20 protein-coding genes and 1 pseudogene are annotated in these 25370 nt (G+C 65.9%); 9 read left to right on the forward strand and 12 right to left on the reverse strand.

The features are described 5' to 3' along the window. Window positions 1–88 precede the first annotated feature (88 nt). Window positions 89–424: a hypothetical protein gene (locus AC3A3X_RS14495; RefSeq protein ID WP_487583729.1), complete on the forward strand. Its 336-nt coding sequence runs from the start codon at window positions 89–91 to the stop codon at window positions 422–424. Between the two features lie 35 nt (window positions 425–459). On the opposite strand, the pseudogene AC3A3X_RS14500 reads toward AC3A3X_RS14495, so the two are convergent. Continuing rightward, window positions 460–1415, reverse strand: a pseudogene (locus AC3A3X_RS14500) (IS30 family transposase). Window positions 1416–2064: 649 nt separating this feature from the next. On the opposite strand from AC3A3X_RS14500, the gene AC3A3X_RS14505 reads away from it, so the two are divergent. From AC3A3X_RS14505 to AC3A3X_RS14530, 6 genes are all read left to right on the forward strand, one after another. Further along, window positions 2065–2475 (forward strand): hypothetical protein, encoded by a 411-nt coding sequence (locus AC3A3X_RS14505; RefSeq protein WP_487583730.1) that lies wholly within the window; start codon window positions 2065–2067, stop codon window positions 2473–2475. 969 nt (window positions 2476–3444) lie between these two features. Then, window positions 3445–4122 carry a DUF6348 family protein gene (locus AC3A3X_RS14510; protein ID WP_487583731.1) on the forward strand — a complete coding sequence of 226 codons (678 nt, stop codon included), beginning with the start codon at window positions 3445–3447 and terminating at the stop codon, window positions 4120–4122. Between the two features lie 95 nt (window positions 4123–4217). Next, on the forward strand, window positions 4218–4745 hold the full coding sequence (locus tag AC3A3X_RS14515; RefSeq protein WP_487583732.1) for a hypothetical protein: 528 nt from the start codon (window positions 4218–4220) through the stop codon (window positions 4743–4745). 266 nt (window positions 4746–5011) lie between these two features. Then, a complete protein-coding gene (locus tag AC3A3X_RS14520; RefSeq protein ID WP_487583733.1) occupies window positions 5012–6916 on the forward strand; it encodes an ATP-binding response regulator in 1905 nt (634 codons plus the stop codon). A 13-nt stretch (window positions 6917–6929) separates the two neighbouring features. After that, entirely contained in the window at window positions 6930–8522 is a 1593-nt protein-coding gene (locus AC3A3X_RS14525; RefSeq protein WP_487583734.1) for a methyltransferase regulatory domain-containing protein, read from the forward strand. A 7-nt stretch (window positions 8523–8529) separates the two neighbouring features. Then, entirely contained in the window at window positions 8530–9279 is a 750-nt protein-coding gene (locus AC3A3X_RS14530; protein ID WP_487583735.1) for a YkgJ family cysteine cluster protein, read from the forward strand. A 14-nt stretch (window positions 9280–9293) separates the two neighbouring features. On the opposite strand, the gene AC3A3X_RS14535 is transcribed toward AC3A3X_RS14530, so the two are convergent. The 11 genes from AC3A3X_RS14535 to AC3A3X_RS14585 all read right to left on the reverse strand — a co-directional run bounded on the left by AC3A3X_RS14535 (window position 9294) and on the right by AC3A3X_RS14585 (window position 22266). Continuing rightward, the gene (locus AC3A3X_RS14535) at window positions 9294–9731 is read right to left on the reverse strand and encodes a peptidoglycan-binding domain-containing protein (RefSeq protein WP_487583736.1); all 438 of its coding nucleotides are present in this window, start codon (window positions 9729–9731) and stop codon (window positions 9294–9296) included. A gap of 79 nt (window positions 9732–9810) precedes the next feature. Then, the gene (locus AC3A3X_RS14540) at window positions 9811–10410 is read right to left on the reverse strand and encodes a DUF922 domain-containing protein (protein WP_487583737.1); all 600 of its coding nucleotides are present in this window, start codon (window positions 10408–10410) and stop codon (window positions 9811–9813) included. Window positions 10411–10457: 47 nt separating this feature from the next. After that, on the reverse strand, window positions 10458–10907 hold the full coding sequence (gene tssE / locus AC3A3X_RS14545) for a type VI secretion system baseplate subunit TssE (RefSeq protein ID WP_487583738.1): 450 nt from the start codon (window positions 10905–10907) through the stop codon (window positions 10458–10460). A gap of 159 nt (window positions 10908–11066) precedes the next feature. Next, window positions 11067–11552, reverse strand: coding sequence for an Hcp family type VI secretion system effector (locus AC3A3X_RS14550; RefSeq protein ID WP_487583739.1), 486 nt, complete (start codon window positions 11550–11552; stop codon window positions 11067–11069). Window positions 11553–11591: 39 nt separating this feature from the next. Continuing rightward, window positions 11592–13076, reverse strand: coding sequence for a type VI secretion system contractile sheath large subunit (gene tssC, locus AC3A3X_RS14555; RefSeq protein WP_487583740.1), 1485 nt, complete (start codon window positions 13074–13076; stop codon window positions 11592–11594). 46 nt (window positions 13077–13122) lie between these two features. Beyond that, entirely contained in the window at window positions 13123–13632 is a 510-nt protein-coding gene (tssB, locus tag AC3A3X_RS14560) for a type VI secretion system contractile sheath small subunit (protein ID WP_487583741.1), read from the reverse strand. Between the two features lie 159 nt (window positions 13633–13791). Then, window positions 13792–14874 (reverse strand): type VI secretion system protein TssA, encoded by a 1083-nt coding sequence (gene tssA, locus AC3A3X_RS14565; protein WP_487583742.1) that lies wholly within the window; start codon window positions 14872–14874, stop codon window positions 13792–13794. Window positions 14875–14883: 9 nt separating this feature from the next. After that, window positions 14884–18510, reverse strand: a complete 3627-nt coding sequence (locus tag AC3A3X_RS14570; protein WP_487583743.1) for a type VI secretion protein IcmF/TssM N-terminal domain-containing protein — start codon at window positions 18508–18510, stop codon at window positions 14884–14886. Beyond that, window positions 18507–19862 (reverse strand): DotU family type IV/VI secretion system protein, encoded by a 1356-nt coding sequence (locus AC3A3X_RS14575; RefSeq protein WP_487583744.1) that lies wholly within the window; start codon window positions 19860–19862, stop codon window positions 18507–18509. Before AC3A3X_RS14575 ends, AC3A3X_RS14570 begins: the two co-directional genes overlap by 4 nt. Window positions 19863–19868: 6 nt before the next feature. After that, window positions 19869–21290 (reverse strand): type VI secretion system baseplate subunit TssK, encoded by a 1422-nt coding sequence (tssK, locus tag AC3A3X_RS14580; RefSeq protein ID WP_487583745.1) that lies wholly within the window; start codon window positions 21288–21290, stop codon window positions 19869–19871. Window positions 21291–21351: 61 nt separating this feature from the next. Beyond that, window positions 21352–22266 carry a TraB/GumN family protein gene (locus AC3A3X_RS14585; protein WP_487583746.1) on the reverse strand — a complete coding sequence of 305 codons (915 nt, stop codon included), beginning with the start codon at window positions 22264–22266 and terminating at the stop codon, window positions 21352–21354. A gap of 359 nt (window positions 22267–22625) precedes the next feature. On the opposite strand from AC3A3X_RS14585, the gene AC3A3X_RS14590 reads away from it, so the two are divergent. Beyond that, entirely contained in the window at window positions 22626–23279 is a 654-nt protein-coding gene (locus AC3A3X_RS14590; protein WP_487583747.1) for a LuxR C-terminal-related transcriptional regulator, read from the forward strand. A 125-nt stretch (window positions 23280–23404) separates the two neighbouring features. Then, window positions 23405–25195 (forward strand): MltA domain-containing protein, encoded by a 1791-nt coding sequence (locus AC3A3X_RS14595; protein ID WP_487583748.1) that lies wholly within the window; start codon window positions 23405–23407, stop codon window positions 25193–25195. The last annotated feature ends 175 nt before the right edge of the window (window positions 25196–25370 follow it).

Here is a 25370-nt window from a genome sequence, read left to right on the forward strand (position 1 = left end):
CAAGGTTCGCGCCAGTGCCGCCTAACAGTTCATTCAAGCCGAAGCCGCTTCGCGGCTCGGCTTAACTCTGGCGTTAGGCCTCATCAGCATGGCTTTTGCTCTAGTAACCATCGTGTTCGTCGCTTTCGTCGCCTTGTGGATCCTCCGCAAGTCGCGGAAGTTGGATCCAAAAGCCGATCGTTCCGGTCTACTAGCCAGCATGACGCTCGTGGCCATTGTCGGTCTTGGCATGCTTGGATTCTCGTACAAGGCAATTGACGATGGTCATATCCGCATGGAACCACGGCGCTCAAACCATACCCAGACGTACTATCGATCGCGTGACCCAGTCGGCTTCTGGTTCTGGACAGGCGGCTTCTACTTTGCTGGCGTTCTGTCAGTTGGGTTCAGCTCCGCAATTGCAAGAAGGGTGTTTGCACAATGAGGGGTGAATTCAACCACCAAGTGCGACAACGCTGATCAGCCGAACAGACGTTGTTGTGGAGTGTCGTAGCCAAGGCGCTTCCTCGGTCGTGTGTTGAGTTTGTGGGCGATCGCATCGCACTGCCGCTGCGTCAAGCTCGCCATGCTCTTGCCCTTCGGCAGGTACTGCCGGATCAGTCCGTTGGTGTTCTCGTTGGTACCGCGCTCCCAAGGGTGATGGGGACGTGCGAAGTACACCGTCGTCCGGGTGGCTTCTTCGATCTTGGGGTAGCCGTGGAACTCGGTGCCGTTGTCGGCGGTGATGGTTCGGAACGGTGCGCCGGTGGTTTGGATCAATTCAATGACGCGTCGGTTGACGGCCTTGGTGGTGCGGTTGGGTAGCTTCCCGATCCGCAGGTAGCCGGTGGCGCGCTCGGGGAGGGTGACGATGCAAGGCTTCTCCCATGAAGCGCCCATCACGGTGTCGATCTCCCAATGTCCAGGCACCCTCCGGGTTTCAACTTCGGCCGGCCGCTCGTCGATCATGCGCTTGCCCTGCAGGCGTCCACGGCGCTCCAGGCCATAGTGGCGCTTGCGCCGCTTGTAGCGGCGCCGCAGTTCCGGTGCAGCTGGCCACCGGCCTTCCAGTCACGCCGGACGTGTCGGTAGATCGTCTGAAAACTGATCCGGAACTCGCCCAGCTTGCTCAGGGTGTCGGCGATCTGCTCGGGACTCCACTGCTGCCGCAACAAGCCCGCGACGCGGGCGTACTGCCAATCGTGGTGCTGACGGCCACGGCGGTTGCGCCGAAGACGGCCGTTGCGTTGCTCCTGGGCCTTGCTCGGGCAGTAGACCAGGTACTTCCGGACCTGCACGCTGTTGCGCTTGTACTCGCGGTAGATAGTGCTGCGGTGGCGCCCCAGAATGCGGGCAATTTCAGCCACCGAGTGGCCACTCATTCGCAACTTGGAGATCGTGTATCGTTCAGGCTCGGTGAGCTGGTGGTACGTCACGGCTGGGGCTCCTTTCTTGCCGGATCAGAGTCCCGTCCAGTCTGCCAGCTCACCTCTCTATTCCAAGGAGCCGGATTTGTCGCACTTACTTTGGCAATTTCCGACGTCTAACTATTCATTCAAGCCGAAGCCGCTCCGCGGTGCGGCTTAACTCTGGCGTTAGGGTGCAGATGAAACTGATCAGCAAGCTGATGGTGTTGGCAGCATCACTACTGCTGGTCAACGGCACAATCAGGGCCGTTCTCGCTGCAAACTTGCGCGACGGTGTTTACCCCGGCCATGCTGACTCAATTGGCATTCCGCTAGCAGAGACCGCGGAGCTTTCCATGATTTGTGCCGCTCTTCTAGTCCTAGTTGCCGGGCTATCGTCGCTCAATCGGGCCGTCTGCCAGGCGTCGGGGTGCCGCCTTTGGCGCCTCTTGGTCACGGGCACACTGGCTCTGGCGTATCTCGTGGCCATCGGGTACTTCGCGCTTTGGGGGCTCTCGTGGCTTAGCCCGCATCACTATCCGATAGCGACGTCTTGCGCCCTCGTGGCGGGTTCGGTCCTCTACCTTGCAGTCATGGACTACCGCAGCCTGCACCCTAACAATTCATTGCCAACGCCGCTCCGCGGTGCGGCTTAACTCTGGCGTTAGGCGGAAAACCCATGCATGTTCGTACGCGCCCTTGGTCCAACGTAGTCTCCTTCTACGACGGCCTCGTGCATGAGCACGGCTGGCACATCGAGCCAATGCTTGCGCTGGTCAAGTTCCTAGCCAGTTCGCCTTTTGCCATCGGCCTGTTCGCCTACACATCGCACGACAAGCTATGCCTAGGTCGCGTTGCAGACTTTGCTGCCGGTGACGACGAGCTGCAAATCCGGTTCAATTCCAAGTCTGGCGCCTTCTCTTTCACCTATCTGCATGGTGGGTCTCCTTGGTCTCAGCAGTGCATGGCCGAGGAATGGCAGCCCCTCTTGGAACACCTCCTCCAAAAGCGGCTGAGGTGGTTCCATGGCGGCGCACCATTGCCGCCTAGAAATTCATTCAAGCCGAAGTCGCTTCGCGGCTCGGCTTAACTCTGGCGTTAGCCCCTTGACCAAAGGACCGGCCGTGAGCGACTCCAACCCATACACTCCGCCAACCAGCGAAGTCGCACCCATCGCGTCACCTCGCCGTACCATCGGGAGGAGCAGCGATCCGAATTTCTTTGCGCGCTGTTGGGGAGGCTCTGCCAAGTTGTGGCACGCCTACTGGTTGCTTGGCATTCTCGGACAGGTTGTGGCGCTGCTTGTAATTACGCTCATGAGCGCCGCAATCTCCCCGCGGCCTGCCCCCTCTGCCATCTTGGCTATGCCTTGGGTGGTGTACTCGCTTTACGTCATCTTTTGCTGGATCTGCATTTGGCGTTGCGCGCATAACACTGACAATCAGGTATGGGGCGGCCTAGCTCGCGTCTGCGTGGGTTTTTCTGTTCTGTCTGTCGTTCTCATGCTGTCGCGTATTGTCAGCACAGCACCGGCGGGGGGCTAACAATTCATTCAAGCCGACACCACTCCGCGGTGCGGCATAACTCTGGCGTTAGGTGCCAATGGCGAGATCATTTCCGGTCTTGGTTCTCTTGCAGCTCTGCGTTCCGGCAGCGGTGTACCTGTTGGTTGGGCTTTACAGCGGACGAACCACAGGCATTGAGTACCTGCTGCCAAACTACTTGTTCATGGCTGCTCCACATCTGCTGGTAGGCCTGCTAGCCATTTGGCCCCGTGCGCGCGGCTCCGCACTTCTATGGGTTCTTTCCGTTCTCAACGCGCTACTCGTCACGTTCCAGCTATGGGTGCTGTTTGCAGTATCCGTACGGGAGTCTGGCTTGGCCTGGATCTTTTACATCCCGCTTTGGGGGTTAGCCCTTTCTGCCTGTGCCATTGCGTGGGTCGTGGTCAGGTTCAGCGGTCCCGTGCCAAAACGTGGTGCCGGCAAGTCGGCTGGCACCTGACAATTCATTTCAAGCCGAACCGCTTCGCGGTCGGCTTGGCTTTGGCACTATTCCCTTGATCAATCAAATCACTACTCGACTAAAAGCCGCCATTGAAGCCCACTCACTCGGCGTTGTTGATGACGATGGTGTCCTCTGTGTGGATGATGGCCGCCTCAAGTTGGAGGCCAACGTCTTTGACCATGATGCTTCCCCCGGCAACTCCACTGTCGTCCTGCAAATACAGGCCTGGTCTGACCTGCTCGTTGGCCAACCCATCGTGGAGTGTTTCGCCGGGATTGGCGCGTCCAGAGAACAAGCGATATCCGATGCCTTCGGAAAGATGCTGCTCGGAACCTTCCATGTCCTTATCGAGGGCCTGACTAGCCATTCCTGTCAGGAGGAGCAGGCCGGGATTGAGCACTGGCAAGGTGGCAATTCAGCGTGGACGGTTTTTAGCGGCCCCTTGCTTACCAATCACTCCGGCAACTCCACACTGAGCAACACTTACCCGACCTTTCTATCCAAACTCACGTCGCTGTTCGCTGAGACCACCCCTCCGGGAGCACACTGGGTTCGTGTCTTTCTCGGCACGTATCACGGCCGAGTTCAAGTCACCGAAGTTCTTTTGGACAATGAGCCGTGGGAGCAAGGTCAGGCATTGCTAGGCGCGCAGGACTGGCTATGCACCCATGACTATCAATCAATCAGGCACTTCATTCTTGCACTGCCAGATTATCGCGGCAGGGGCTAACAGTTCATTCAAGCCGAAGCGGCTTCGCGGATCGGCTTGATTCGAGCGTCAGGCGGTAGCGAAGCGCATGTTCGCCATCCAATCGGGAGACTGAGATGACTCGAACCATAGGTTTGACTGCCCTCGCGGTCCTACTCGCGATTTCTGCTTTCGACGCTCGACCTGCATCGCTCGCGACCGGGCATCAGCCTGATGACGAGAAGGCAGTGCTCGCGGCGATGGACCGCTATATGCTCGCTATCTCAGCGAACGATCTCCAGGCGATGGCGGCGATGCAGACGCCTGAAGGGATGACGTACCGAGCTCGCGCCACCGAAAGTGGCGCCATGGAGGTCGTAGCGCACCCGAACTCGTACTGGATCGATCCATCCCGGGACGACGGGCGTACGTACCGCGAGCGCTACTGGTCGCCAACCGTACTGATCCGCGGCGGAATTGCAGTTGTGTGGGCGCCGTATGAGTTCTGGATAGATGGCAAGACCAGCCACTGCGGAGTCGATGTATTCGATTTCGTGAAGATTGACGGAGCATGGCGGGTATCCAACTCCATGTGGACGGTCGAGCCAGGCGCATGCGCAGAATTGCGACCTGGGGACAGATCAAAGATCCGACCCGCGAGTTGAGAGTGCGGCGCGCGTCTTTCGCTGCCGCCCGGGGCGCCCGATGGCCCGGCCAGCTACAACGACGCGCTTTCGGCAGGAATGCAACCTGCTGAGTTTTCTGGCTTTTTTGCGAGTCTCAGCGCACTCCAGGCGCCTGCAATCCGGGGTGGCCTTCTCCCGCACCGGGCGACGTTGGTATCAGATGCCCCGCAGCAATCGGGGCCAGCCGCCCCCGCTGGTTTCCGGCCGTGTTCATGGTTCACAAGGATCGTCCAGACCGACTTCCCGTGCCCGCCGCGCCCGATACGCGCAGCGATGACGTGAGGGCACGCCCGAGCGGTGGTTCGCTGGTACGGCAACTTACGCTGCTGGCGCTGGTACCGACGGCGGCCAGCGCGCTGCTGGTGGTGGGCCTGTCCACCTACTGGCAGCACCAGGAGCTGCACGATCTCAGCATCGACGCGGCGAAGACTTCGGCAGTGCAGATCGCGCATGTCGCCGCCGAACCGATCCTCGATGGCGACCGCGACGCGCTCGCGCGACTGGCCGGGGTGGCCGCTCGCCAGCGCGGCATCGAGGGTGTGCGCATTGCCGCCGCCGATGGCACCGTGCTCGCCTCGACCGCCCGACAGGGCCATGCGGCGGGAAAGTCGCAGACCATGCAACAGCCCGTGCATGCCACTTCCGGCGCAGCCGTGGGCACGGTCAGCATCGAGGTCGGCCTCGACGACGTCCTGCCCCTGCATCGCACCCATGCCGGCAAGGTCCTGGCGTTGCTGCTGCTGAGCCTGCTCGCCACTTGGCTGATCGGCTGGCGTGCGGCCCGCTGGATCGGTGCGCCGATCGGCGCACTCGCGCGCGCCGTCAATCTCCTCGGACAGGCCAACAAGCCGATCGAGGTCGAGGTGACGGCCGATGGCGAGATCGGCCAGCTGCAGCGCGGCTTCAATACCGCCGCAGCCGCACTGCACGACTCGCAACGGAACATGCACGCCCAGATCGAGCAGGCCACGCTGGCGCTGGAGCAGAAGAACGCCGCGCTCGAAACTGCCGGCCATGCGCGCGCCTTGTTCCTGGCTGCGGCGAGCCACGACCTGCGCCAACCGCTGTACGCACTGACGCTGTTCTGCTCGGCGATGGAGCTGGGCGAGAAGGATCCAACCCGGCTGGGTCGCATCGCGCGCATCCAGGACTGCGTCGGCTCGCTCGACCATCTGTTCAACGAGTTGCTCGACCTGTCCCGGCTTGATGCCGGCGCCATGCAACCGAACATCGAAGCGTTCGAGCTCGACCTCCTGTTCGATGAGGTCAGCCGGACCTTCCGCATGGCCGCCGAGGAACGCGGGCTGCGCCTGCAGGTGCGCAAGACCGACCTGTGGGTGCGTAGCGACCGCGTCATGCTGCTGAGGGTGCTCAACAACCTGGTCAGCAATGCGGTGCGCTACACGCAAAGCGGCGGTGTCCTGGTGGGCGCGCGGCGACATCACGACGGTGTTCGCATAGATGTATGGGACACGGGCCCCGGCATCTCGCAGGAGCACCAGGCGCACGTGTTCGAGGCGTTCTACCAGGCACAGTGCGCGCAGGCGGGCGACGGCGCGCAGCGCGGCCTCGGGCTAGGCCTGGCCACCGTGCAGCGGCTTTGCGAGCTGCTCGCCCTGCCCGTCTCGTTGCGCTCGCGGCCGGATCACGGATCGGTGTTCAGCGTGCTGGTGCCGCCGGCGCCGGCCGCGCGCCGACTCACGCTGGAGGCTGCGCTTGACCGTCCACTGGATGTCTCCGGCCTGCGCGTGCTGGTGATCGATGACGAGCCGGTGATCCTGGAAGGCATTCGCCTGCTGATGGGCAACTGGGGCTGCGACATCCGCACCGCCGAGGATGCCGAACAGGCCCTGCAAGCCGTGCGCGCGTGGAGGCTGCCGCCTGACATCGTGATCAGCGACCTGCAACTCGGCGCCGGTCGCAGCGGGCTGGATGCGCTCACTGCCCTGGCCCGGCACTACAACGCTGGACTGACGCCGCCATTTGCGCGCCTGCTGATCACCGGCGAGACCAAGAGCGAGCGCCTGCGTGAGATCAGCGCGGCGCGGATTCCGGTGCTGTACAAGCCGGTGACGCCGGACCAGCTGCGCGAGGCGATGGTGGCCACGCTGACCATGGATCGCACCGCTCTCAACCTGGCGGCCGCATGAACCGGGCAGCGGCATGAACAGGATGAATGCGCCGGCGCCCGCGCTGCCCGTGGCCACCGCCTACGACATCGTCGACTATCCGAGCAATCCGCGCCCGCAGACCCATCCGGCGCGACTGTCGGCGATCGCCCGCCTGCACGGCATCGGCGCGGCATCGCCGAAGCGCTGCCGGTTGCTGGAAGTCGGCTGCGGCGATGGCGGCAACCTGTTCCCGATGGCAATGGCCTATCCCGACAGCCAGTTCATCGGCGTCGACCTCTCGGCCGTCGCGATCGCTCGCGGCGAGGAACTGCGCGCGCAGCTTGGGCTGAACAACCTGTCGCTGTTGCAGGAAGATCTTTGCCAATGGCAACCGGGCACGGGGCCGTTCGACTATGTCATCGCGCACGGTTTCTACTCCTGGGTGCCGGCACCGGTTCGCGATGCGCTGCTGGCGCTATGCCGCGATCACCTCGCCCGCGACGGCGTTGCCTACATCAGCTACAACGCCCTGCCCGGCTGCCATCTGCGGCGGATGATCTGGGAGATGCTGCGGTTCCACCTGCGCGACGTCCGTGCGCCACAGGAGCGGGTCGCACAGGCGTTGGTCTTCCTGCGCTCACTCGAGCAGGACGTGCTCGGCAGCAAGGCCTACCCGCAGGTCGTGCGCGACGAGGCACGGCAACTGCTGCACGAGACCGACCCGGCGGTGCTGTTCCACGACGACCTGGCCGAACTCAACGTGCCGCTGACGGTCACGGACTTCGTTGCCGACATGCGGCGCTTCGGCCTGAGCTTTCTGGGCGAAGCGGACTACTACGAAATGAGCGAAGTGGTCGCACCGGCTCCAGCCGCTGCGCATCTGCGCGAGTTGGCGGCGAAGGACGTAGTGCTCAAGGAGCAGTACCTGGACTTCCTCAAGGGACGGCGCTTCCGGCAGACGCTGCTGTACCACGCGGATGCACCGTTGCAACGCGAACCCGATGCGCACGCCGTGGAGCGCTGTGATGCGGTAGGCGATTTCACCTGGGAGCCGCAGGTGCCCGACCTGGGCAACGGCGTGGCGATGCAGTTCCGCGAGACGCTGGGGGCCGGTGTCAGCAGCGACCAGCCGGTAGTCAAGGCGGCCTTCCTGCAGATCGCCCGGTCGTTTCCCGCACCGCAATCCTTCGCGGAGTTGCTCGATGCCGCACGCAGCGAGGTCGGCCACGACGAGTCGACGCTCGATGCCGACCGCGAGGCGCTCCGTCACGCCCTGCTTCTGGCTTTCCAACTCGGTCTGCTGACGCTGACGTGCGATCCGCCGTGGTTCGCTCCGAGCCCCGGAGCGCGGCCGCGCGCGAGCGCATTGGTGCTGGCGCAGCTGGACCGCGGTGCCGAGCTGGTCACGAGCCTGCGACCGTCCGTGGTCCGTCTGGAGAATCCGCTCACCCGCGAGCTGGTACGCCTGCTGGACGGCAGTCGGGATCGCGCTGCCCTGCTCGATGCTCTCGCCGAACGCATGGCTGGACGACCGGCTGCAACCGGAGAACCGGCGCGTTCGTCCGACTGGTGGCGCGAGCAGCTGGCGCCGCAGATCGACACCGGCCTGGCGCAGGCTGCGAAGCTGGCGCTGCTGGTCGCCTGACGCGCGCATGCGCGGCGAGGAAGCGATGCCAGGACGCGTCAGGATCGAACTCAGGCTGCTCGACGAGACACTGCGGATCGATGCGCCGTTGCCACCGCAGCCTGCGCGCCTGGATGAACTTCTGCCCTTGATGTACGCCATCGACGATGCCGCAATCGCGAAGACAGTCGAGCACTACGAGAAAGATGGCCGCACGGTCTCGTGCCGCAAGGGCTGCTCGGCGTGCTGCCGCGCGCAGCCGGTACCCGTCACGCCGCCGGAAGCCTACGCGCTGGCACGCCTGATCGAGGCCATGCCGCAGGTCCGCCAGCGCGAAGTGCGCGCGCGCTTTTCCGATCGGGCCGAACGGCTGCGCCAGGCGGGCCTCGATCAGCCTTTTCTCACGCGCGATCCAAGCCTGGATGCGGCCAAGGCGCGGGAGCTGGCGCAGCGCTACTTCGCTCTCGGCCTGGTCTGTCCGTTTCTGCAGGACGATGCCTGCAGCATCCATCACCAACGTCCGTTTGTATGCCGCCAGTACCTGGTGACCTCGCCTGCGTCGCTGTGCGTCAACCCGTTCGACAACGCAGTGGAGGTCGTGACTGCCCCTCTCAATGCCACCAGGTCGATGCTGGCCACGGCCGAAGGCGTGCTGGGGAGGCCGCAGTACACGGTGCCGCTGGTGCTCGCGCTGGAGTATGCGCAGCAACACCACGACGAACTGGCGCGGTCGTTCGATGGTGAAGAACAGGCACATCGTTGGCTACAGGGGCTGTAGCGCGCGATGCCCCCCTACACCCGGCGGATCCCGGGCAGCGTGATTGCCGGCTTGTCGGCACCGGTCTCGCATCGCGACACCGTCGACACCCGCATGGGTTGTTGCACGGTCGTTTCCTCGCTCGGCACCGACTTCGGCAACTGCTCGTCCATCTTCGCCAGCGTGTTCTTGCCGACGCGGCCATCCCACTGGCCGTACTCGTTTGGGAAAACGCGTTTCTGGAACCCGTAGACGGCGTTGAACGTCTCCGGCCCGAACAGGCCGTCAGGGTCTCCGGCAGGACCGTTGGGAAACGACTTGGGAAGTGGGAAACCCAACTCCAGCAGCGCACGCTGGATGCGTCGCACGGCGTCGGGATCGTCGTCGGGCGGACGCTTCTTGACCGAGGTCCCGCCGGCGGCCGCCTGTTCGAGCCTGGGCGATCCGGCGAGGATGGTGGATTGGAGTGCCATGGCGGTGCTACCTCGCTAGTTTGCCTCGCACGTCTTGCCCTCACCCCAACCCCTCTCCCGCGCGCGGGAGAGGGGCTTTTTACTTGATCAGTCCGGCAGTCTTGAGGCAGTCGCGCAAGCGCTTGCCGGTGGTCTTCGCGGTCGCGACCGCCGCGGTCCACTTGGCCTGCTCGGCCTTGAAGCCGGTGGGGTCGTGCTTGGTCTGGTCGTCGTAGGCGTCCTGCAACGCCTGCGCCTTGGCTTCGCTGTTGCGTGCCAGCGCAGCCTTGATGTCGTCGATCCCGGCCTTTGCGGACGCGTAGGACTTGGCGGTGATGGCGTCGAAGTCGTTGGCGTAGTCGCGTGCTGCCAGTGCGCCGATCATGTAGTGCAGCTGCTCGTGATCGAGCAAAGCGTCGCGCTTGGCCTTGCTCCAGTCGTCGAAGACGAAACTGGCCACCCACATCAGGCTCTTGTTCAACTGCACCGTCGCGGTCGGCCCCTGGACCAGTTTGTAGACGACCGGCTTGCTGCCCTCGACCGCCTTGACGTTGAGATTGGCTACGTCGACCGTCCAGCCAACGGCGGTCAGCGCCGCCTTCTTGAACTCGCCAGCGCCCGGTGCGGACATCTTGCGCGGCTCGCCGAAGTCGCTCCAGCCGAGCTGGAAGGTCAGTGCATTGGCGGGTGCGAGTGGCATGGGGGTGACCCTTGTGACCTCAGGACTGGACTACACCGTGTCGCGCGTCAACTCACCGCATACACCTGCGTCGCCAGCTGCAGCACCGCGTCGAAACGCACCTTCTCGCGTTCCGGGCCGAGGCTGAGCAGAGCATCAACGCGGAAGCGCAAGGCGCGCTCGAACTCGCGCTGCGGCTCCAGGCTTACACGGACCCGCGTCAGGCGACGCTCGTGCTGGCTGATGGCGTGTTCCAGGCCGCGACGGATGCGGTCGCGTTCCGCCGGGTTCATCAGGCTGTACGCGGAGAAGTCCGGGATGCCGAAGGTCAGCGCGGAATTCCGGCATTCCGGGAACGCTTCCGGCAGCAGGCGGGCACCTTCCGAACGGGTGTTGAGCATCTCTTCCAGGTCCTGCGACACCGCATCGCGCAGATCGCTGGCCGATCCATACTCGCCTGCCCGGCGGGGGTCGTCGTCGCGTTCGTTGCTCAGTCGTTCGATCAGGCTGCGCAGCATTGTTTTCCGCACTCCGTTCGCGCCTGCGACGCATGCGAGCCTTGGCGCAGGGCAACGTTGAACAGGTCGAATGTCGTCCCGAGCGTAGCGAGGGACCTGTTGTTTCGCCGCGGAAAACAGGTCCCTCGCTGCGCTCGGGATGACAGGACAAGGGCTGCCCTATATCGCCTTGTTGGCCTTGATGTCGTAGCCGGCCTTCGCGCCGACCTGCATCGTGCCGTCGGCCTTCTGCACCTTCTGCTCGAACTCGATCTTGGAGTAGTTGAAGGCCACCTGCTCCATCGGGATCGAGTCGCCGCCCGCCGAGCCACCGCTCTGGTAGGAGCTGACGAGGCAGTCGGACATGGTGACCTTGTAGTACTCCTGCTGGTCGCCGCCGGCCTTGCGCACGTGCAGGATGGCCTTCTTGATGTGCTGGCCGGTGGCGCAGGCCTGCATCAGCTTCGGACTTGCCACGTCCGCCTTCTTGGTGAAGTTCGCATCGCCGAACTCGGCCTTGCCGGCGCCGCCGCCGCCGCCGTGCGACGAGGCGCCGGCATTGATGCAGCCCCACGAGAACGACAGGATGTCGATGTGGTCCTTGTGCTTGCTGTCCTGCGATTCGCCCTTGATTCCATCAACCTCTAGCAGGTAATCCGATGCCATGACCATGTCTCCCTGGAACGTTGTGCTTGCTGGCGTGGTTCAGCGCGCCGACTTTGGAAGCTCGGCGACCAGGCGCAATGACACGCTCAGTTCATCGAGTTGGTAGTGCGGGCGAAGGAAGGCCACGGCCTTGTAGGCGCCCGGCTTTCCCGGAACATCGACCACTTCGATGTTCGCGTCGCGCAGCGGATGCTGCGCCTTCGCTTCCTGCGAGGCGGTGTCGTCCTGGAGGACGTACTGGCCGATCCAGCCATTGAGGTAGTGCTCGACGCTGGCGCGCGAGGCGAAGCTGCCGAGCTTGTCGCGCATCATCGACTTCAGGTAATGGGCCACGCGCGACACCGCGAAGATGTACTGCAGCTGCGCCGACAGTCGCGCGTTGGCGTTGGCCGCATCGGTGTTGTATTCCTTCTGCTTCTGCGCCGACTGGGTCGAGAAGAACGCGGCGTAGTCGGTGCCCTTACAGTGCACCAGCGGAACCAGGCCGGCGTCGGCCAGTTCCTTCTCGCGGCGGTCGGTGATGGCGATCTCGGTCGGGCACTTCAGCGCGACCTCGCCGTCGTCGGTGGCGAAGGTATGCGTCGGCAGGCCCTCGACCAGGCCACCGCCCTCGACGCCGCGGATCGCCGCACACCAGCCGAACTTGGCGAAGGCGTCGGTGACCTTGCTGCCCAGCGCGTAGGCGGCGTTCATCCACAGGTAGCGGTCGTGCTCCTTGCCGCTGACGTCTTCGGTGTAGTTGAACGCCTCTACCGGCGCGGTCTCCGGTCCATACGGCAGGCGTCCCAGCACCCGCGGCATGGCCAGGCCGACGTAGCGCGAGTCTTCCGAGGCGCGGAACGACTTCCACTTGGCGTATTCGACGGTGTCGAAGATCTTGGCGATGTCGCGCGGGCCGGACAGTTCGGTGAAGTCGTCGAAGCCGAGAAGCTCCGGCGATGCCGCCGACAGGAACGGCGCGTGCGCGGACGATGCCACGTGCGAGATCTCCTCCAGCAGGTACATGTCCTCCGGATGCCGGGTGAACTCGTAGTCGCCGATGATGGTGGCGAACGGTGCGCCACCGAAGGTGCCGTACTCTTCCTCGTAGATCTTCTTGAACAGGGTCGACTGGTCGAAGTCGGATGCGTTCTTGAAGTCCTTGGTCAGTTCCTTCTTGCTGACATTGAGGACCTTGATCTTCAGCGATGTGCTGGTCTCGCTGTTGTCCACCAGGTACTTGAGGCCGCGCCAGGAACCTTCCAGCTTCTGGAACTCCGGCGTGTGCATGACCGCCGACAGCTGGTCGGAGATCAGCCGGTCGATGTCGGCCACGCGGGCATCGAGCGAGGCGATGGCGTCCTTGGAGACGACCAGTTGCCCGTCCATGACCTGGCTGACCAGCTCACCGATCAGGTCGCGGGCGCGATCGCGCTCGGTGTCGGTCTTGGCGATCCGGCTCTTGCTGATGATCTGGTCGAGCAGACTGCCTTCGGCGGCAGCGGCTTGCGCCTGCGATGCGGATTCGGTCTTGGACTCGGCCATGCCTGCGGTCTCGGTTGCGGAATGTACGGACGGGTCGCGCTCGCGCCTACTCGTTGCCGGTCGGCAATTCCTTGCTCAGGCGGGCGATCTGGTCGGTGTTCTGCAGCACGTCGTTGAGCAGTTCCTCGAACTTGTCATTGCCGGCCATCTTGTTGCGCAGGTCGGCCAGGCGCTGGCGCGCCTCCAGCAGCTTGCGCAGCGGCTCGATCTGGTTGACCACCCGCTCCGGGCTGAAGTCCTCGAGGCTCTTGAAGGTGAGCTCGACCCCGATCTTGGAGCCGTCGTCCTTCAGCCGGTTCTCTGCCTGCAACTGCACACGCGGCTTCATGCCCTTGAGCACGTCGTCGAAGTTGTCCTTGTCGACATTGACGAACTTGCGCTCCTTGAGCTTGGCCAGGGGCTCGGCGGGCTGGCCGCTGAAGTCCCCGACCACGCCGGCGACGAACGGCAGCTCCTTCTTCTCGATGGCATCGCCGACCTCGACGTCGTAGGTCAGCTGCACGCGCGGCGCGCGCACGCGATCAAGCTTGTGCTGCGTGCTTTCTTTCTTCGCCATGACGGGGTGCTCATGCTCTGGGGACGTGTTGACTGGGGGAAGCGTGAAGTGGGCGCGTCGCCGGCCGTTGCGATCGAGTCTAGGCAGCACCAAGGGGGCGGAAAATCCGACGGAAGGCCAGTAGAAGGTCTATGCCGTTTGGCCCGTCCGGGCGGGTGCTCATCCCGACAGGCCAATCCGCGAACGGATCGCCGACAGCGTGGTCGGATCGCCGACGACCTCGTTCAGCCATTCCTCCAGTGGGGTGTCGGCCCATGCGACGGCACGCTCGAGCAGGTACGAGACCGGGCTGTGCGGCTCGGCGCGCTTGAACCAGGCCGCGATCTCACCCAGCGCGCGCACCGCGGCGGCCTTGTTGGCGGCGTCGAAGCCATTCAGGTTCAGCGAGCGCGCGCCTGAGTCGCCGGCAACCCCAGGCGCGCCCTCCTCCTGCCCCTCCGGCTCGGTTGTGCCGGCCGTTTCGGTGCCCAGCAGGCCCTTGCTGCGCGCAGCCTTGGTGATGATCTGCTGCACGCGCTTGATGGCGTCCTGCAACCTGGCAAGGCTCGGGGCGTCCCGCCCCAGGCGGGCATCGACGACCGATTTGAGCTGGTCGAATGCGGCCAGCGCCTGCGCCGCGTCGGCGTGGTCCTGCAGCAGGCTGGCGTCGGCATTGCTCTCGACCGCGCGGTCGAACATCTCGCCGGTCGGCTTGCCTTCGGCGACGGCCTCCATATGGGCATCGGCGTTCTGCCTCGCCAGGTTGTCGACCTCGCGGGACACCTGCCAGTCGAGCAGCGTGTAGGCCTCCTCGCCCGGGGTCAGGCGCAATCCCGCGACCGCCTGGCCGGCATACTCGCTGAACCAGGCGAGTTTGGCTGCGCGCTCTTCCAGATCATCGCCTTCGACGCGCGGGTAGAGATCATCCCAATAGCTGTCGAGCAGTTGCGACAGCAATTCGCAGGCCGCGCGCGCACCGTCGAGGCGGTGCTGGGCGATCAAGGCTTCGCCCAACCAGACCGCCGCCTGCAGGTCCTTGCTGCGGTTTTCCAGCACGTCGCCGGCGAGTTTGATCACCTCGCGCCAGTTCGCCACTTTCAATTCGTGTTCCCAGTCGCCCTGCGACAGATTGGGGTCGTCGGCCCGTCGCGCCTCGCGGATCGTGTCGAAGACGTCGCTGAAGCTGACGTCGTCGCCGGCCGGGGCGTCTTCACGGATCGCGCGGGTCCAGTTGTCCAGCCACTCATTCAGTTCGGTACTCATGACGGTTCCTCATTCGACGATGCGCGTCGGCAACGCAGCCGGTCGCTCGCGCGCGCTCAGGTATCGCCCCATCTCCTCGGAGGGTTCGACCTGGAGGTTGACGCGCACGCGCTCGAAGCCGGCGCTGCGAAGGCGCGAGACCAGCTGGCTCCATTGCGCCGGCGTGTATGACTCGCGGAAGTCCTGGAGGGCGTAGGTCTGGCTGCCGTCCTGGAAATCGCTGAGCAGTTGTTCGAAGCCGTCGGGGCCGGCGTAGATCCGGGTCAGGCCCAGGCTCTCGCCGGCGACGACCGGCAGCGGCGCTGCCGGCGCGGGCGACGGGACGGCCGGCGCAGCGGCAGCCGCCACCGCCGCTGGCGCCGTCGCTGCGGGCATCGCATCGGGCATCGGCTCTTCCAGGTCGATCCTGATCCGCGCCTCCACGCACGACACCGGCGACCAGAACACGGTCGCCTTCGCTTCCGCGAGCGATCGCGCGTTGGAAGAAGCGCGGAACAGTCGCTCCTTGCAATCCACTTCCAGCGTCGTCCCGTCCGGCCCTTCATACAGTTCGCCAGCCTCGCTGGGACCTGCGAACACGAAGCTTCCGGCCAGGAACGGCTTGTCCGAACCGAGCACCGGCAGGTACTGCCGCTCGGCGCCGACCACGCGCTGGAACGCCGGCGCCAGCGGCATCGCGATCCCGGCCACGCGCACGGGCGTGCGTTCCTTCTCGGTGACGAACGGCTTGAGCCAATCGTTGACGAAGGCATTGAGCTTGCCCTGTTCGCCGTAGAGCGTCGCCACCTGGTCGCTGGCCGGAACGGCCGCCAGTGGCTTGACGATGCTCTCGTTCCAGCGTGTCTGCACGTACTCGCCGGCACGGTACAGGGTGAGCAGCAGCAACAGGCGTGCACGCCCCTGTGCAATCGACCATGCCGCCTGGTCCTCGCCGCTGAACTGGGTGGCGTATTTCTCCGGCGGCTTGTCCAGCGCGTCCATGAGCTTGGCGTAGTCGGCCGCCGGGCCGTCGCTCGGGCGACCCTTCGCCTGGAAGTAGGCGGCCGCGATCTGGTAGACCTCCTGGCTCTGGTCGGGATCGGCCAGGCGCAGATAAGCCTTCGCGAACAGGGGTTCCTGCTCGCGCAAAGGGCCGTTGATGGTCTGTTGCAGGGCCGGCAGCCAGGGAGGCGGCTTCACCCGCGCGTTGCGATGGAACCAGCTGGCGATGCTGTCGCCGATGAAGCGACCGGCCGGTCGCCATCCGTGCAACCAGTCCGATCTGATCTGCGCCCAGCTCGCCGCCCAGCGCGCGCCGGCACTCCACTGCAGCGGCAGGCCGAACAGATTGCGTTGCGCACTCTCAAAAAAAAACCCGTAAGGATTCTCCTTCCCGGCCGCCCGCGTGATCAGCTCGCCCTGGCGGCCGCGCCACAATTGCACGCCCTCGAGATAGCGAGCCTGGAAGCGACCCCAGGCGCGGAAGTACTCCTGGAAGTAGCCGTCGCGAAACTGCTGGAGTGCGGTCTTGCGCGCCGGCGCCAGCTCGGCGGTCGTGTCCAGCCATGGCGCGACCACGCCCTCCCAGGCATCGGCAGTGTAGGCACCGGGCACCATCGCCATCGCCTCCGCCGGAGCTGCCGCGGGCTGACCGGTCGGCAACCAGAAAGTCGCCAGCGTTAGCGGTTCGCGACGGCTGGCCGCCCATGCCTGCACGTCTTTCGGGCGCGGCTGGTAGCGCGTCATGACCTGGCCGAACTCGTCGCGCAGGCGCTGCTGTTCCTGGTCGAGCACGTCGCCGTCCTGCCAGCGCAGGTAACCCAGGTAGGTCGCGAACAGGTCGCTGCCGCGGGCGCGATCGACCCTGGCATCGGCGATGCCGGACTTGAACGGCGCGAACAGGCGCGATTGCGGATCGAACACGACGTTGTTGCGCAACTCGCGCTCGCGGCAGTGCTTGCCGCCGCCGCGGCACTCATCGAGCAGGCGCAACCGCTGCGCCAAGGCCAGCGAATGCTCCAGCCCGACTTCGCCGCGGGCCAGGTCGGCGCTGATCATCTGGTCATACGGCGCCAGGATCAGCCGCGAGAAGTCCTGCACCACCTTGCCCTTGAGCTGCTCGATGTCGTTGTCGGCGCGGCGGATGCCGAACCCGAGCAGCGTCTTGGATTCGGCACTCTCCAGCCGTTCGATGGTGCGTCCACAGGCAGCCACCCAGGCGATGCGACCGCCGGCACCGGCACCGAGCCGTTCCACGCAGGCCGCACGCGTCTGCGCGAGCAGCTGCGCATCGTCCTTGCGCGCGGCGAACAGGCCGTAGCTGAGATACGCCGACAGCGCCAGCATCGCCGCGACACCGAGCCCGGCGCCGGCCATGCGCCCGGCATCGCCCTTGACGCTGGGCACCGCCAACGGCTGGTCGCTCGGGAAGAAGCGGGTGAACAGGTCGGCCACGAACGCGCCCTCGGGCGCAGTGCTGCTCGCGCCGCCGGCGAAGTACAGACCGCGCCAGCGCGGCGTGCGCTGGAACGGATTGTCCTCGAGCAGTTGCGTGACGAATGCGCGCAGTCCATCGGCCATGCGCGGGAAGGCCTCGACAAACTCGAACACACCCCGCCGTGCCGACGGCGTGGCCTGCGAGCGCAAGGCCGTCTCGCGCAGGGCGTGCAGGCGGTCGACGATGGGAACCAGGATCTCGTCGAGCTTGTTGGAAGTGGTGGCGCTGACCACCTCGGTCTCCGGCAGCCGGAACCCCAGCGCCTGTGTGAACGCTTCAACCGGCACTGCATGCCGGAAGTCCTCGTAGCCGTGCAGCCGCTCCAGCCCGGTCACCACGAAGTACACCGGCAGCTTGATCTGCAGATGCTCCATCGTCTCGTCGACGAGGCGACGCAGCCGGATCCCGGTGGCCTTCACCGCGTCCGGACTTCCGGGACCAAATCCTGCCAGCAGGGTCTGTGCCGACACGCACACCACGATGCCGTTGAGCGCAAGCTTGTCGCGTTCCTGTCCGAGCAGGGTCAGCGCCTGGTACCACAGGCCGCGCTCGAGCCTGGCACTGGTGTCGCACACGACACGCGGATGGACTTCGATGGCGATCATCGACTTGAAGAACCACCAGCGCCACAGCTGCGATGGATCCTCGCCGTCCTGGCGAGGCGGCGGGAACGGCGAGACTTTTCCGGCGGCCGCCAGCACGCCGGCGACGCCGGCATCGCCGTCGCCGATGAACAACAGCCAGGGCACGCGATACAGCGGCTCGCGGCCCTTGTCGATGTCCGGCGAGCGCTGGATCGTGCCCTTGGCCTCGGTGATCGCGGCACGCATCTTCGCCAGCGGCTCGCGCTCGTCATCAGGGTTGCCGGGGCCGAGGTCGCCGATGCGCTGCCGGCTGAAGCCGCGGCGCGAGTAGCGGCGCGCGCCTACCGCGAACCACCACAGCACCGCCAGCGCGACCAGGCACAGGCCGGCCAACTGCCAGAAGCGCGCGGGCAGCAGCGGCAGCACGCCGACCAGCACCCACAGCACCAGCAACACCAGCACGAGGGCAATGGCGATTGCCAGCACATTGCGCAGTACCGGCCGGGACAGGCGCGACACCCAGGACAGGCCCGGAATGCGCGAGTAGAAGCCGCTGATCCAGTCGAGCGGGTTCATGGCGCGCTCCCCGTCCCTGTCCCCGGCTCGGTCTGCAGTACCAGGTAGTGCGCCGCCAGCTTCGGATCGGCCTGGCCGCCGGCCAGCTTCTCCTTGAGCAGTTCGACGTAGCCGCGCGCGTCATCCTCGATTTCCGGGCGCTGGACATCGAACAACGGCGTCGGCGACGCGATCACCGTGATCAGCTCCTGTCCGAACGGTGCGCCGATCGACCACGTCCGTTCGGCCTCGCCGACGTTGAAGCGCTCGCCGGCCTTGAGCAGGCGGCCGCTGTCGGGCTCCATCGCGTTCGGGAACAGGTGCGCCACCTGGCCCTCGACCGAGTAGTAGTCGACGTACAGGTAGCCGTCGTAGTTGGCCTGCTGCAGTTCCACGATGATGCGCTCGCCGTTGAAGAAGCGATCGGAGTGGCCCGTGGTCGGCTTGACCTGCAAGCCCATGCGCTCGTCGAGGTTGCGCTCGCGGTACGGGTTGAGCAGTGCGATGACTTCGCAGTGCGGCCAGATCCGCACCTTGACGTCGAAGCGGCTGTCCTTGACGCCATCGATCGCGCTGATGTCGCGACGCACCTGCTCGATTTCCTCCGGCCTGGAAACGAAGCCGGACACCGTGACCTTGCCGTCGTCGCCGAGGGTCGAGGCCAGTTCCGAGCACGGATAGCCGCGCAGGCGCTCAGCTACCAATTGCGCGACATTGGGCCCGCGCTTCGGTGCGGGTGTCAGCAGGAACCATGCCAGGTAGAGCAGCGGGATCAGCAGCGCGACCACCAGGCCGATCTTGAGCAGCAGCTTGTCCCACTGCCGCGGGTAGCGCGGTCCCGGCGGATCGCGGCTCAGGTACGGCTGCGGCGTGATCTTCTCCTCGCGCAGCACGTGAGTGGGCGCCGGCTCGATCGGCAGTTGCCTGGCGTGCAACTCCTTCAGCTTGCCCAGCTCGCCGCTGTCGCCGGTCTCGTAGTAGTACTGGCCGACGAAGCCCAGCAGCAGTGCGTGGTAGTAGACCTCGCGTACTTCGTCCTCGCCGGCCTTGAGGTTGGCGAGGTGATAGAAGAACTCGTTACCGGCGTTGTTGGTGTTGAACAGCGCGACCTGCAGCGGGCTGACCGCACCCAGGTAGCTAGGATTGCGGCTGATGACCTCGTCTATCCAGGCCACCAGCGCAAATGCCGCCGATTCGACATGTTCCGGTCGCTGGCCGCCGGCCAGGGCGGACGCGCGTGCCTGCTCGACCAGTCGATGCGCGTGCGCCTGGACCTCGGCGACCGGCTGGCTCGCCTCGCCCTTGGCGATCTTCTCGTCCAGCTCGGCGCCGAAGGAGAACACCGGCTTGAAGTAGTCGATCAGGCGCGCCATCGTCGGTCACTCTTCGGCGCCAACCGGGTAGAGCTTGATCACCGTGCCGTCGGCCGGCAGGTCGCTGAACACCGCGATGTTGCGGTTGTTGCGGATCATCTGCCAGAACGGATGGTGGGTATCGACCAGGAAGTAGGTCGTGTTCGGGGTCTTCTGCGGCAGTTCCTCCGGCGGCACCGGCAGCAGGTCGATCTTCAGGCCGAACAGGGCCGCCTGCAGCAGCTTGGGCATCTCCTCGATCGAGGCGATCTTGCCGGTCCGCGACAGACGCTCGAACAGGGCCTGGCCGCCGATGTCGGACTCGAAGGCCAGGTAGAAGCGGGTCTTGTCGGACTCGAACAGGTGTGCGGCCAGGTCGGCCTTGTAGAAGCGGCCGTCGAAGGCCAGGGTGATGCCCACCTCGGCGCCGACGGTGAGTGCCTTGACCAGTGTCTCGGCACACTCGAACGCCCTGCGGAAGCAGCGCCGCAGGTCGTCATGGTCGTAATCGGGAAGCTCGGTCGCCGTGGAGCTGCCGCGCACCGCGCCGAAGTAGCCGGTGTCCTCGGAGAAGGTCGAGAACTCGGCGACCAGCTGGCGCAGCTGCTGGTACATCGGATACGGCGAAACCACGCCCAGCCTGGCGTGTTCCTGCAGCGCGCAGATGTAGCGGGCGAAGGTCTGCATCATCACCAGCCGCATCACTTCCTGCGCGCTGGTGGAGGCGGCGCGGATGCCGCGCTGGCGCTTGGCCGCGGCGAAGTCCTGGCCGCGCGAGATCATCAGGTCGCGCAACGCCCGGGTCCAGCGCAACAGGTTGTTCGACGCCGAGATCGCCACGACCGGAGGTACGTAGTCCAGCGCCAGCTTGAACTTGCCGGGCGCGGTCGTGATGATCTCGGCGAACTTGTAGGCCTCGCACCCCTGCAGCAGGTTCTCGGCGTTGTCGTCCAGGCTGGTGACGATGCGCAGCTGGTGCGCAAGGAAGTCGATGCTGCTGGCGGGCGCCTCGGGGTCGAACGGGTCTTCGATCTCCTCCGACACGAGCTGGTGGCGTGGCGGCAAGCGGCCGTTCTCGCCGCGCGCATGGATGTCGAGCGTGCGATCGCGCTGGCTGGCCAGGTACAGCGAGATCGGTTCCTTGCTTTCGACTTGCATCTCCACCAGGCTGCGCGCCGGCGCACGGCCGTTCTCGCGGGCGTGGGTGTCGGCCGAACCGCCGCTGATGCGTTCGCCGTCGCGGGTGATCAGCGTGAAGCGGTCGATGTCGACGACGCCATTGGCGAGCGCGTCCTCGCGCAGCTGCAGTGCCTCGAAGCCCCAGTAGAAAGGCGTTGTCTGCGCGTGCAGGCGCAGGCTGTACTGCTGCTGCCAGGCATCCTGGCCCTGCAGGTGTTGCGGCGACAGGAACCCGCCCTGGCCCCAGAACACGCGGCGCATTCCGTTCATCGCCATGCTCCATCGCGAGTGCGGCCTTGCCACGCCCCGGGGACGCGCCCGTAGGTGACCATCACCATGGCTCCACCGTCACCGTGAAGCCGCGCTGGCTCAGTTGCGCCAGCAGGCCGTGTTCGCCGGTCAGATGGATCGCACCGACGGCGACGAAGCAGTTGTCCTCGCGCAGCAGTTCCTCCAGCACCGGCAGCCAGCGCTGGTTACGCGCTTCGATCAGGCAACCGCGCGCGCTGTGCTCGATGGCGATCGCCTCGCCGTCGAGTCCGGGCAAGCGTTCGATCTCGCCCAGCCACGCCGGCAGGTCGCGGCGCCGGTAGTAGTCCGCCGTGCGGCGCGCTTCCTGCTCGAACGACCAGCCGCCACGCAGGCGCTGGGCCAGCACGATGGCGTAATCCTCGGCGGGTACGCAGTCGAGCGCGGCCAGTTGCTCGGGCAGGTTCTCCAGGTGCACCAGGCGCATGCCCGACGCGCGCGCCCAATCCTCCAGCTGGATGTCGATGCTGTCCTGGTCCGAGTCGGGCAGTTCGAGCATGCTCATCGCCACCCACGGCTTGAGGCCGTCGAGGCTGGCGGCGGGATACTGCGGCAACTGCGACTGCAGCCGGGCGAATGCCGGATCGCCGATCAGGCGGCGCAGGCTGGTGCCGGTCGGCAGCGTGCGATAGCGCTCGTACTCCGGTCGCCATTGCTCGGCACCGCTGACTTCGTTGACCAGCACGCGCGTTTCGGTGACGCGCTCACGCAGGCGCGCCAGGTCGAGCGCCAGCCCGGCGGCATCGCCGTAGTGGAGGGTCGCGAACAGGTAGCTCCATGGACGCGTCGCGGCCTTGGCGCCGCCAGCAGTGGGAACTGCCGGCGCTGCCAGCGCCTCGACCCTGAACAGCACACCGCGCGCCCGCCAGTCGAAAGCGGCGGCCTGCGCCGTCGCCGCGGGCGCTTGCGCGAAGGCCAGGCACAGCACGATTGCCATGGGCAGCCAGCGTGCGGTCGTCCGACGCGACCGCGGAGCGGCCGTCGCTGCACTCGTTCGACGTTCGCCTGCAGATGACCGCCCGCGCTTCATGTTGTCGGCGTCCGATAGTGCCAGCCCAGTCCTGCGTCGATTGTTCAGGCCACCCCAGTGACGGGCCATACCCCGGAGGAGCTATGCCGTTTGTCGGACGCGCATGGCTTGCGGACGGTCGTCCGCAGCGACTACTGTCGCGGAGGACGCATGCGTTCAGGCAACGCTGAACAAGTCCAATGTCGTCCCGAGCGCAGCGAGGGACCTGTTGTTTCGCCGCGTAAGACAGATCCCTCGCTGCGCTCGGGATGACAAGGCAAGCCTGCATGAAAGTACTGATCGCCGATGACCACCGCCTGATCATCGAAGGCGTCAAGACCAAGCTGGACGAGCTCGGTAGCGAGGTCGACTACGCCGTGGCCATGACCGTGGACGAGCTGGACAGCCAGCTCGAGCGATCGCCGCTGCCCGACATCGCCATCCTCGATCTGTCGATGCCGGGCGCTTCGGGTCCCGACCACATCGCGTCCGTGCTGCAACGCTATCCGGGCCTGCCGGTGGTGGTGCTGTCGGGCGCGGAGGATGCCACGCAGATGCGCGTGCTGCTGGACCTTGGCGTGCGCGGATACATTCCCAAGGCCTATTCCCCCGACATCATGCTGTCGGCGGTGCGCCTGGTGTTGTCGGGGGGCGTGTACATCCCGCCGATGCTGCTGTCGGCCGCACCGCCGGGCGCAGCCGGGGCCAACGCCGAGTCGCGACCGGGCGGCTCGGTCGATGCGCTGCGCCAGCTGCTCACCGAACGCCAGGTCGAAGTGCTGCGCCTGCTCTCGCAGGGCAAGCCCAACAAGAGCATCGCGCGCGACCTCAACATCAGCGAGGGCACGGTGAAGATCCACCTGGCCGCGATCTTCCGCGCGCTCGATGTGCGCAACCGGGTCGAGGCGGTGGTGGCCTCGCGCAAGCTGTCCGACCTGTAACGCGGGCAGCGCACCGCATCAGCGTCGGCAAGGCGTGGTTATGCCCTCCGTGGTATGGCGGGGCGCGGCGCCAAGGGTGAAGCTTGCCAACGACCCTGCCGCAGAAGGCTGGCCGGAGCTGCACCATGAAGCTTGCATTCCCGGGTTTCGCCGCCTGGCTGGTCGTCGCGATCGCGGCGCACGGGCAGGAGCCGCCGCCTTCGACGCAGGCGATCATCGAGCAGCTGGGCCAGCAATCGCAGGCGGCGCCGACGGCCTCGCCGACCGCTCCGGTACAGCCGGAGATGGCGCCGGCGCCGCAGCCGCAACCGCAACCGCAAGCAGCTGAAGTCGGCCAGAGCTTCGCTACACGCCATGCCGTGTTCGAGGCGCGATCGTTCAACGATCTTCCAGGCTGGAACAACGACAGCCTCGGCGAAGCGGCCGAAGGCATGCGGCAAAGTTGCGTCGCACTGCAGCGCAAGCCGGTGTGGGCCTCGTTGTGTTCGCAGTTCGAAGCCGTCGACCACGATCCTGCCGCGCTGCGCAGCTTCTTCGAACGCAGCTTCCACGTGTACCAGGTGATGTCGCCCGAGCGGCAGGTGACCGGCAAGCTCACCGGCTACTTCGAGCCGCTGCTCGAGGGCAGCCGCCAGCGCGACTCCCGCTTCCGTTACCCGGTGTATGCGCAACCCAACGACCTACGCCTGCTCGACGCGAGGGTCGGCGCATCCGGCACTGCCTGGTTGCGCCAGGAAGGCAATCGCCTCCGGCCCGCTGCGCCAGGCGAAGCCGGTGCGCGCGAGTACGAGCTGGCGCTGTCGGATGCGGCGGCCGGCATTCGCGACAAGCGCTACCGCGTGCGTGTCGAGGGTCGCCGATTGCTTACCTACTGGTCGCGCCAGGAGATCGAGCAGCGCGCGATCGATGCGCCGGTACTGGCCTGGGTCGAGGACGCCTATCAGCTGTACTCGATGCAGGTGCAGGGTTCGGGGAAGATCCGCCTGCGCGAGGGCGGCATGGTGCGCGTGGCCTACGCCGAGCAGAACGGCCATCCGTTCCGGCCACGCGTCAATCGCGGCGATCCCGACCTGGCGCTGACCGAGATCAAGGCCCGCGGCCTGATCGCCGGCAGCAGCTCCGGCGCAGCGATGGCGCGTCCGAACAGGCCACAGGGCGCGACCCAGGTCACCGCTCCGGTGAACGCGGAGGTGGCGCGCATCATCGCCCAGTTGCAGGGTCGCGCTCCCGCGCCGCAATCGCGGCCCGCGGCAGCTGCACCGCCCGCGACCACGCCCAGGCCGGCCACTTCCACGCCAGCCCCTTCCACGCCAGCCGCGTCCAGCGGCGACGATGTCGCGGCGATGATCTCCGCGCTCAAGGGCACCGGTCCGGCGCCGCCGCCGCGGCCGGTGGACGCCTCACCGTCCGTCGCCGCGTCGACCGCGATCGGCTCTTCGCCGCCCGCGACCGGAACCACCAGCGCGCACGCCGGCGGCAGCACCGACATCCCGGATCCCAGCTATGTGTTCTTCCGCGGCATCAGCGACGGACCGCAGGGCCCGATCGGCGCGCTTGGCGTGCCGCTCAGTGCCGAGCGCTCGCTGGCGGTGGATCCGCGCACGACGCCGCTGGGCGCGCCAGTCTTCATCTCCTCGAAGGAACCTGCCGGCACCGGTCCGATGCAGAAGCTGATGTTCGCCCAGGACACCGGCGGCGCAATCCGCGGCAGCGTCCGCGCCGACTTCTACTGGGGCTTCGGCGACGATGCCGGCCGCCTCGCGCTGGCCACCAACGAGGCGATGCAGATGTGGCTGCTGCTGCCGGTCCAGCAGCCGATCAATGCCGTCGCGGCCAGCGGCATGAAGCTGCGCGGCAAGCAGGCCACGCTGCCCGACTGTGTGGTTCCCGATCCGGACCTGTGCGTGGAAGACTGAAGGGCCAGCCCCCACCCACCGGAGCAGAGTCACTGGGTTCCCGCCTTCGCGGGAATGACGGCGTTCAGAGCTACGACGCTGGGTCCCCGCCTTCGCGGGGATGACGGTTTTCTTTAGCCCCTCTCCCGCTTGCGGGAGAGGGGTTGGGGTGAGGGCCGCCGAAGACCATGTAACG

The sequence above is a fragment of the Lysobacter sp. Soil_N_23 genome, assembly GCF_057656135.1.

Excerpts from the sequence above, each read along its gene's own strand:
- AC3A3X_RS14535 (WP_487583736.1), bottom strand. The coding sequence starts at position 9,731 with ATGGCACTCCAATCCACCATCCTCGCCGGATCGCCCAGGCTCGAACAG.
- tssA (WP_487583742.1), bottom strand. The coding sequence starts at position 14,874 with ATGAGTACCGAACTGAATGAGTGGCTGGACAACTGGACCCGCGCGATC.
- tssK (WP_487583745.1), bottom strand. The coding sequence starts at position 21,290 with ATGAACGGAATGCGCCGCGTGTTCTGGGGCCAGGGCGGGTTCCTGTCG.
- AC3A3X_RS14590 (WP_487583747.1), top strand. The coding sequence starts at position 22,626 with ATGAAAGTACTGATCGCCGATGACCACCGCCTGATCATCGAAGGCGTC.
- AC3A3X_RS14570 (WP_487583743.1), bottom strand. The coding sequence starts at position 18,510 with ATGAACCCGCTCGACTGGATCAGCGGCTTCTACTCGCGCATTCCGGGC.
- AC3A3X_RS14515 (WP_487583732.1), top strand. The coding sequence starts at position 4,218 with ATGACTCGAACCATAGGTTTGACTGCCCTCGCGGTCCTACTCGCGATT.
- AC3A3X_RS14595 (WP_487583748.1), top strand. The coding sequence starts at position 23,405 with ATGAAGCTTGCATTCCCGGGTTTCGCCGCCTGGCTGGTCGTCGCGATC.
- AC3A3X_RS14585 (WP_487583746.1), bottom strand. The coding sequence starts at position 22,266 with ATGGCAATCGTGCTGTGCCTGGCCTTCGCGCAAGCGCCCGCGGCGACG.
- AC3A3X_RS14575 (WP_487583744.1), bottom strand. The coding sequence starts at position 19,862 with ATGGCGCGCCTGATCGACTACTTCAAGCCGGTGTTCTCCTTCGGCGCC.
- tssC (WP_487583740.1), bottom strand. The coding sequence starts at position 13,076 with ATGGCCGAGTCCAAGACCGAATCCGCATCGCAGGCGCAAGCCGCTGCC.
- AC3A3X_RS14530 (WP_487583735.1), top strand. The coding sequence starts at position 8,530 with ATGCGCGGCGAGGAAGCGATGCCAGGACGCGTCAGGATCGAACTCAGG.
- AC3A3X_RS14525 (WP_487583734.1), top strand. The coding sequence starts at position 6,930 with ATGAACAGGATGAATGCGCCGGCGCCCGCGCTGCCCGTGGCCACCGCC.
- AC3A3X_RS14495 (WP_487583729.1), top strand. The coding sequence starts at position 89 with ATGGCTTTTGCTCTAGTAACCATCGTGTTCGTCGCTTTCGTCGCCTTG.
- AC3A3X_RS14540 (WP_487583737.1), bottom strand. The coding sequence starts at position 10,410 with ATGCCACTCGCACCCGCCAATGCACTGACCTTCCAGCTCGGCTGGAGC.
- AC3A3X_RS14550 (WP_487583739.1), bottom strand. The coding sequence starts at position 11,552 with ATGGCATCGGATTACCTGCTAGAGGTTGATGGAATCAAGGGCGAATCG.
- tssB (WP_487583741.1), bottom strand. The coding sequence starts at position 13,632 with ATGGCGAAGAAAGAAAGCACGCAGCACAAGCTTGATCGCGTGCGCGCG.
- AC3A3X_RS14505 (WP_487583730.1), top strand. The coding sequence starts at position 2,065 with ATGCATGTTCGTACGCGCCCTTGGTCCAACGTAGTCTCCTTCTACGAC.
- tssE (WP_487583738.1), bottom strand. The coding sequence starts at position 10,907 with ATGCTGCGCAGCCTGATCGAACGACTGAGCAACGAACGCGACGACGAC.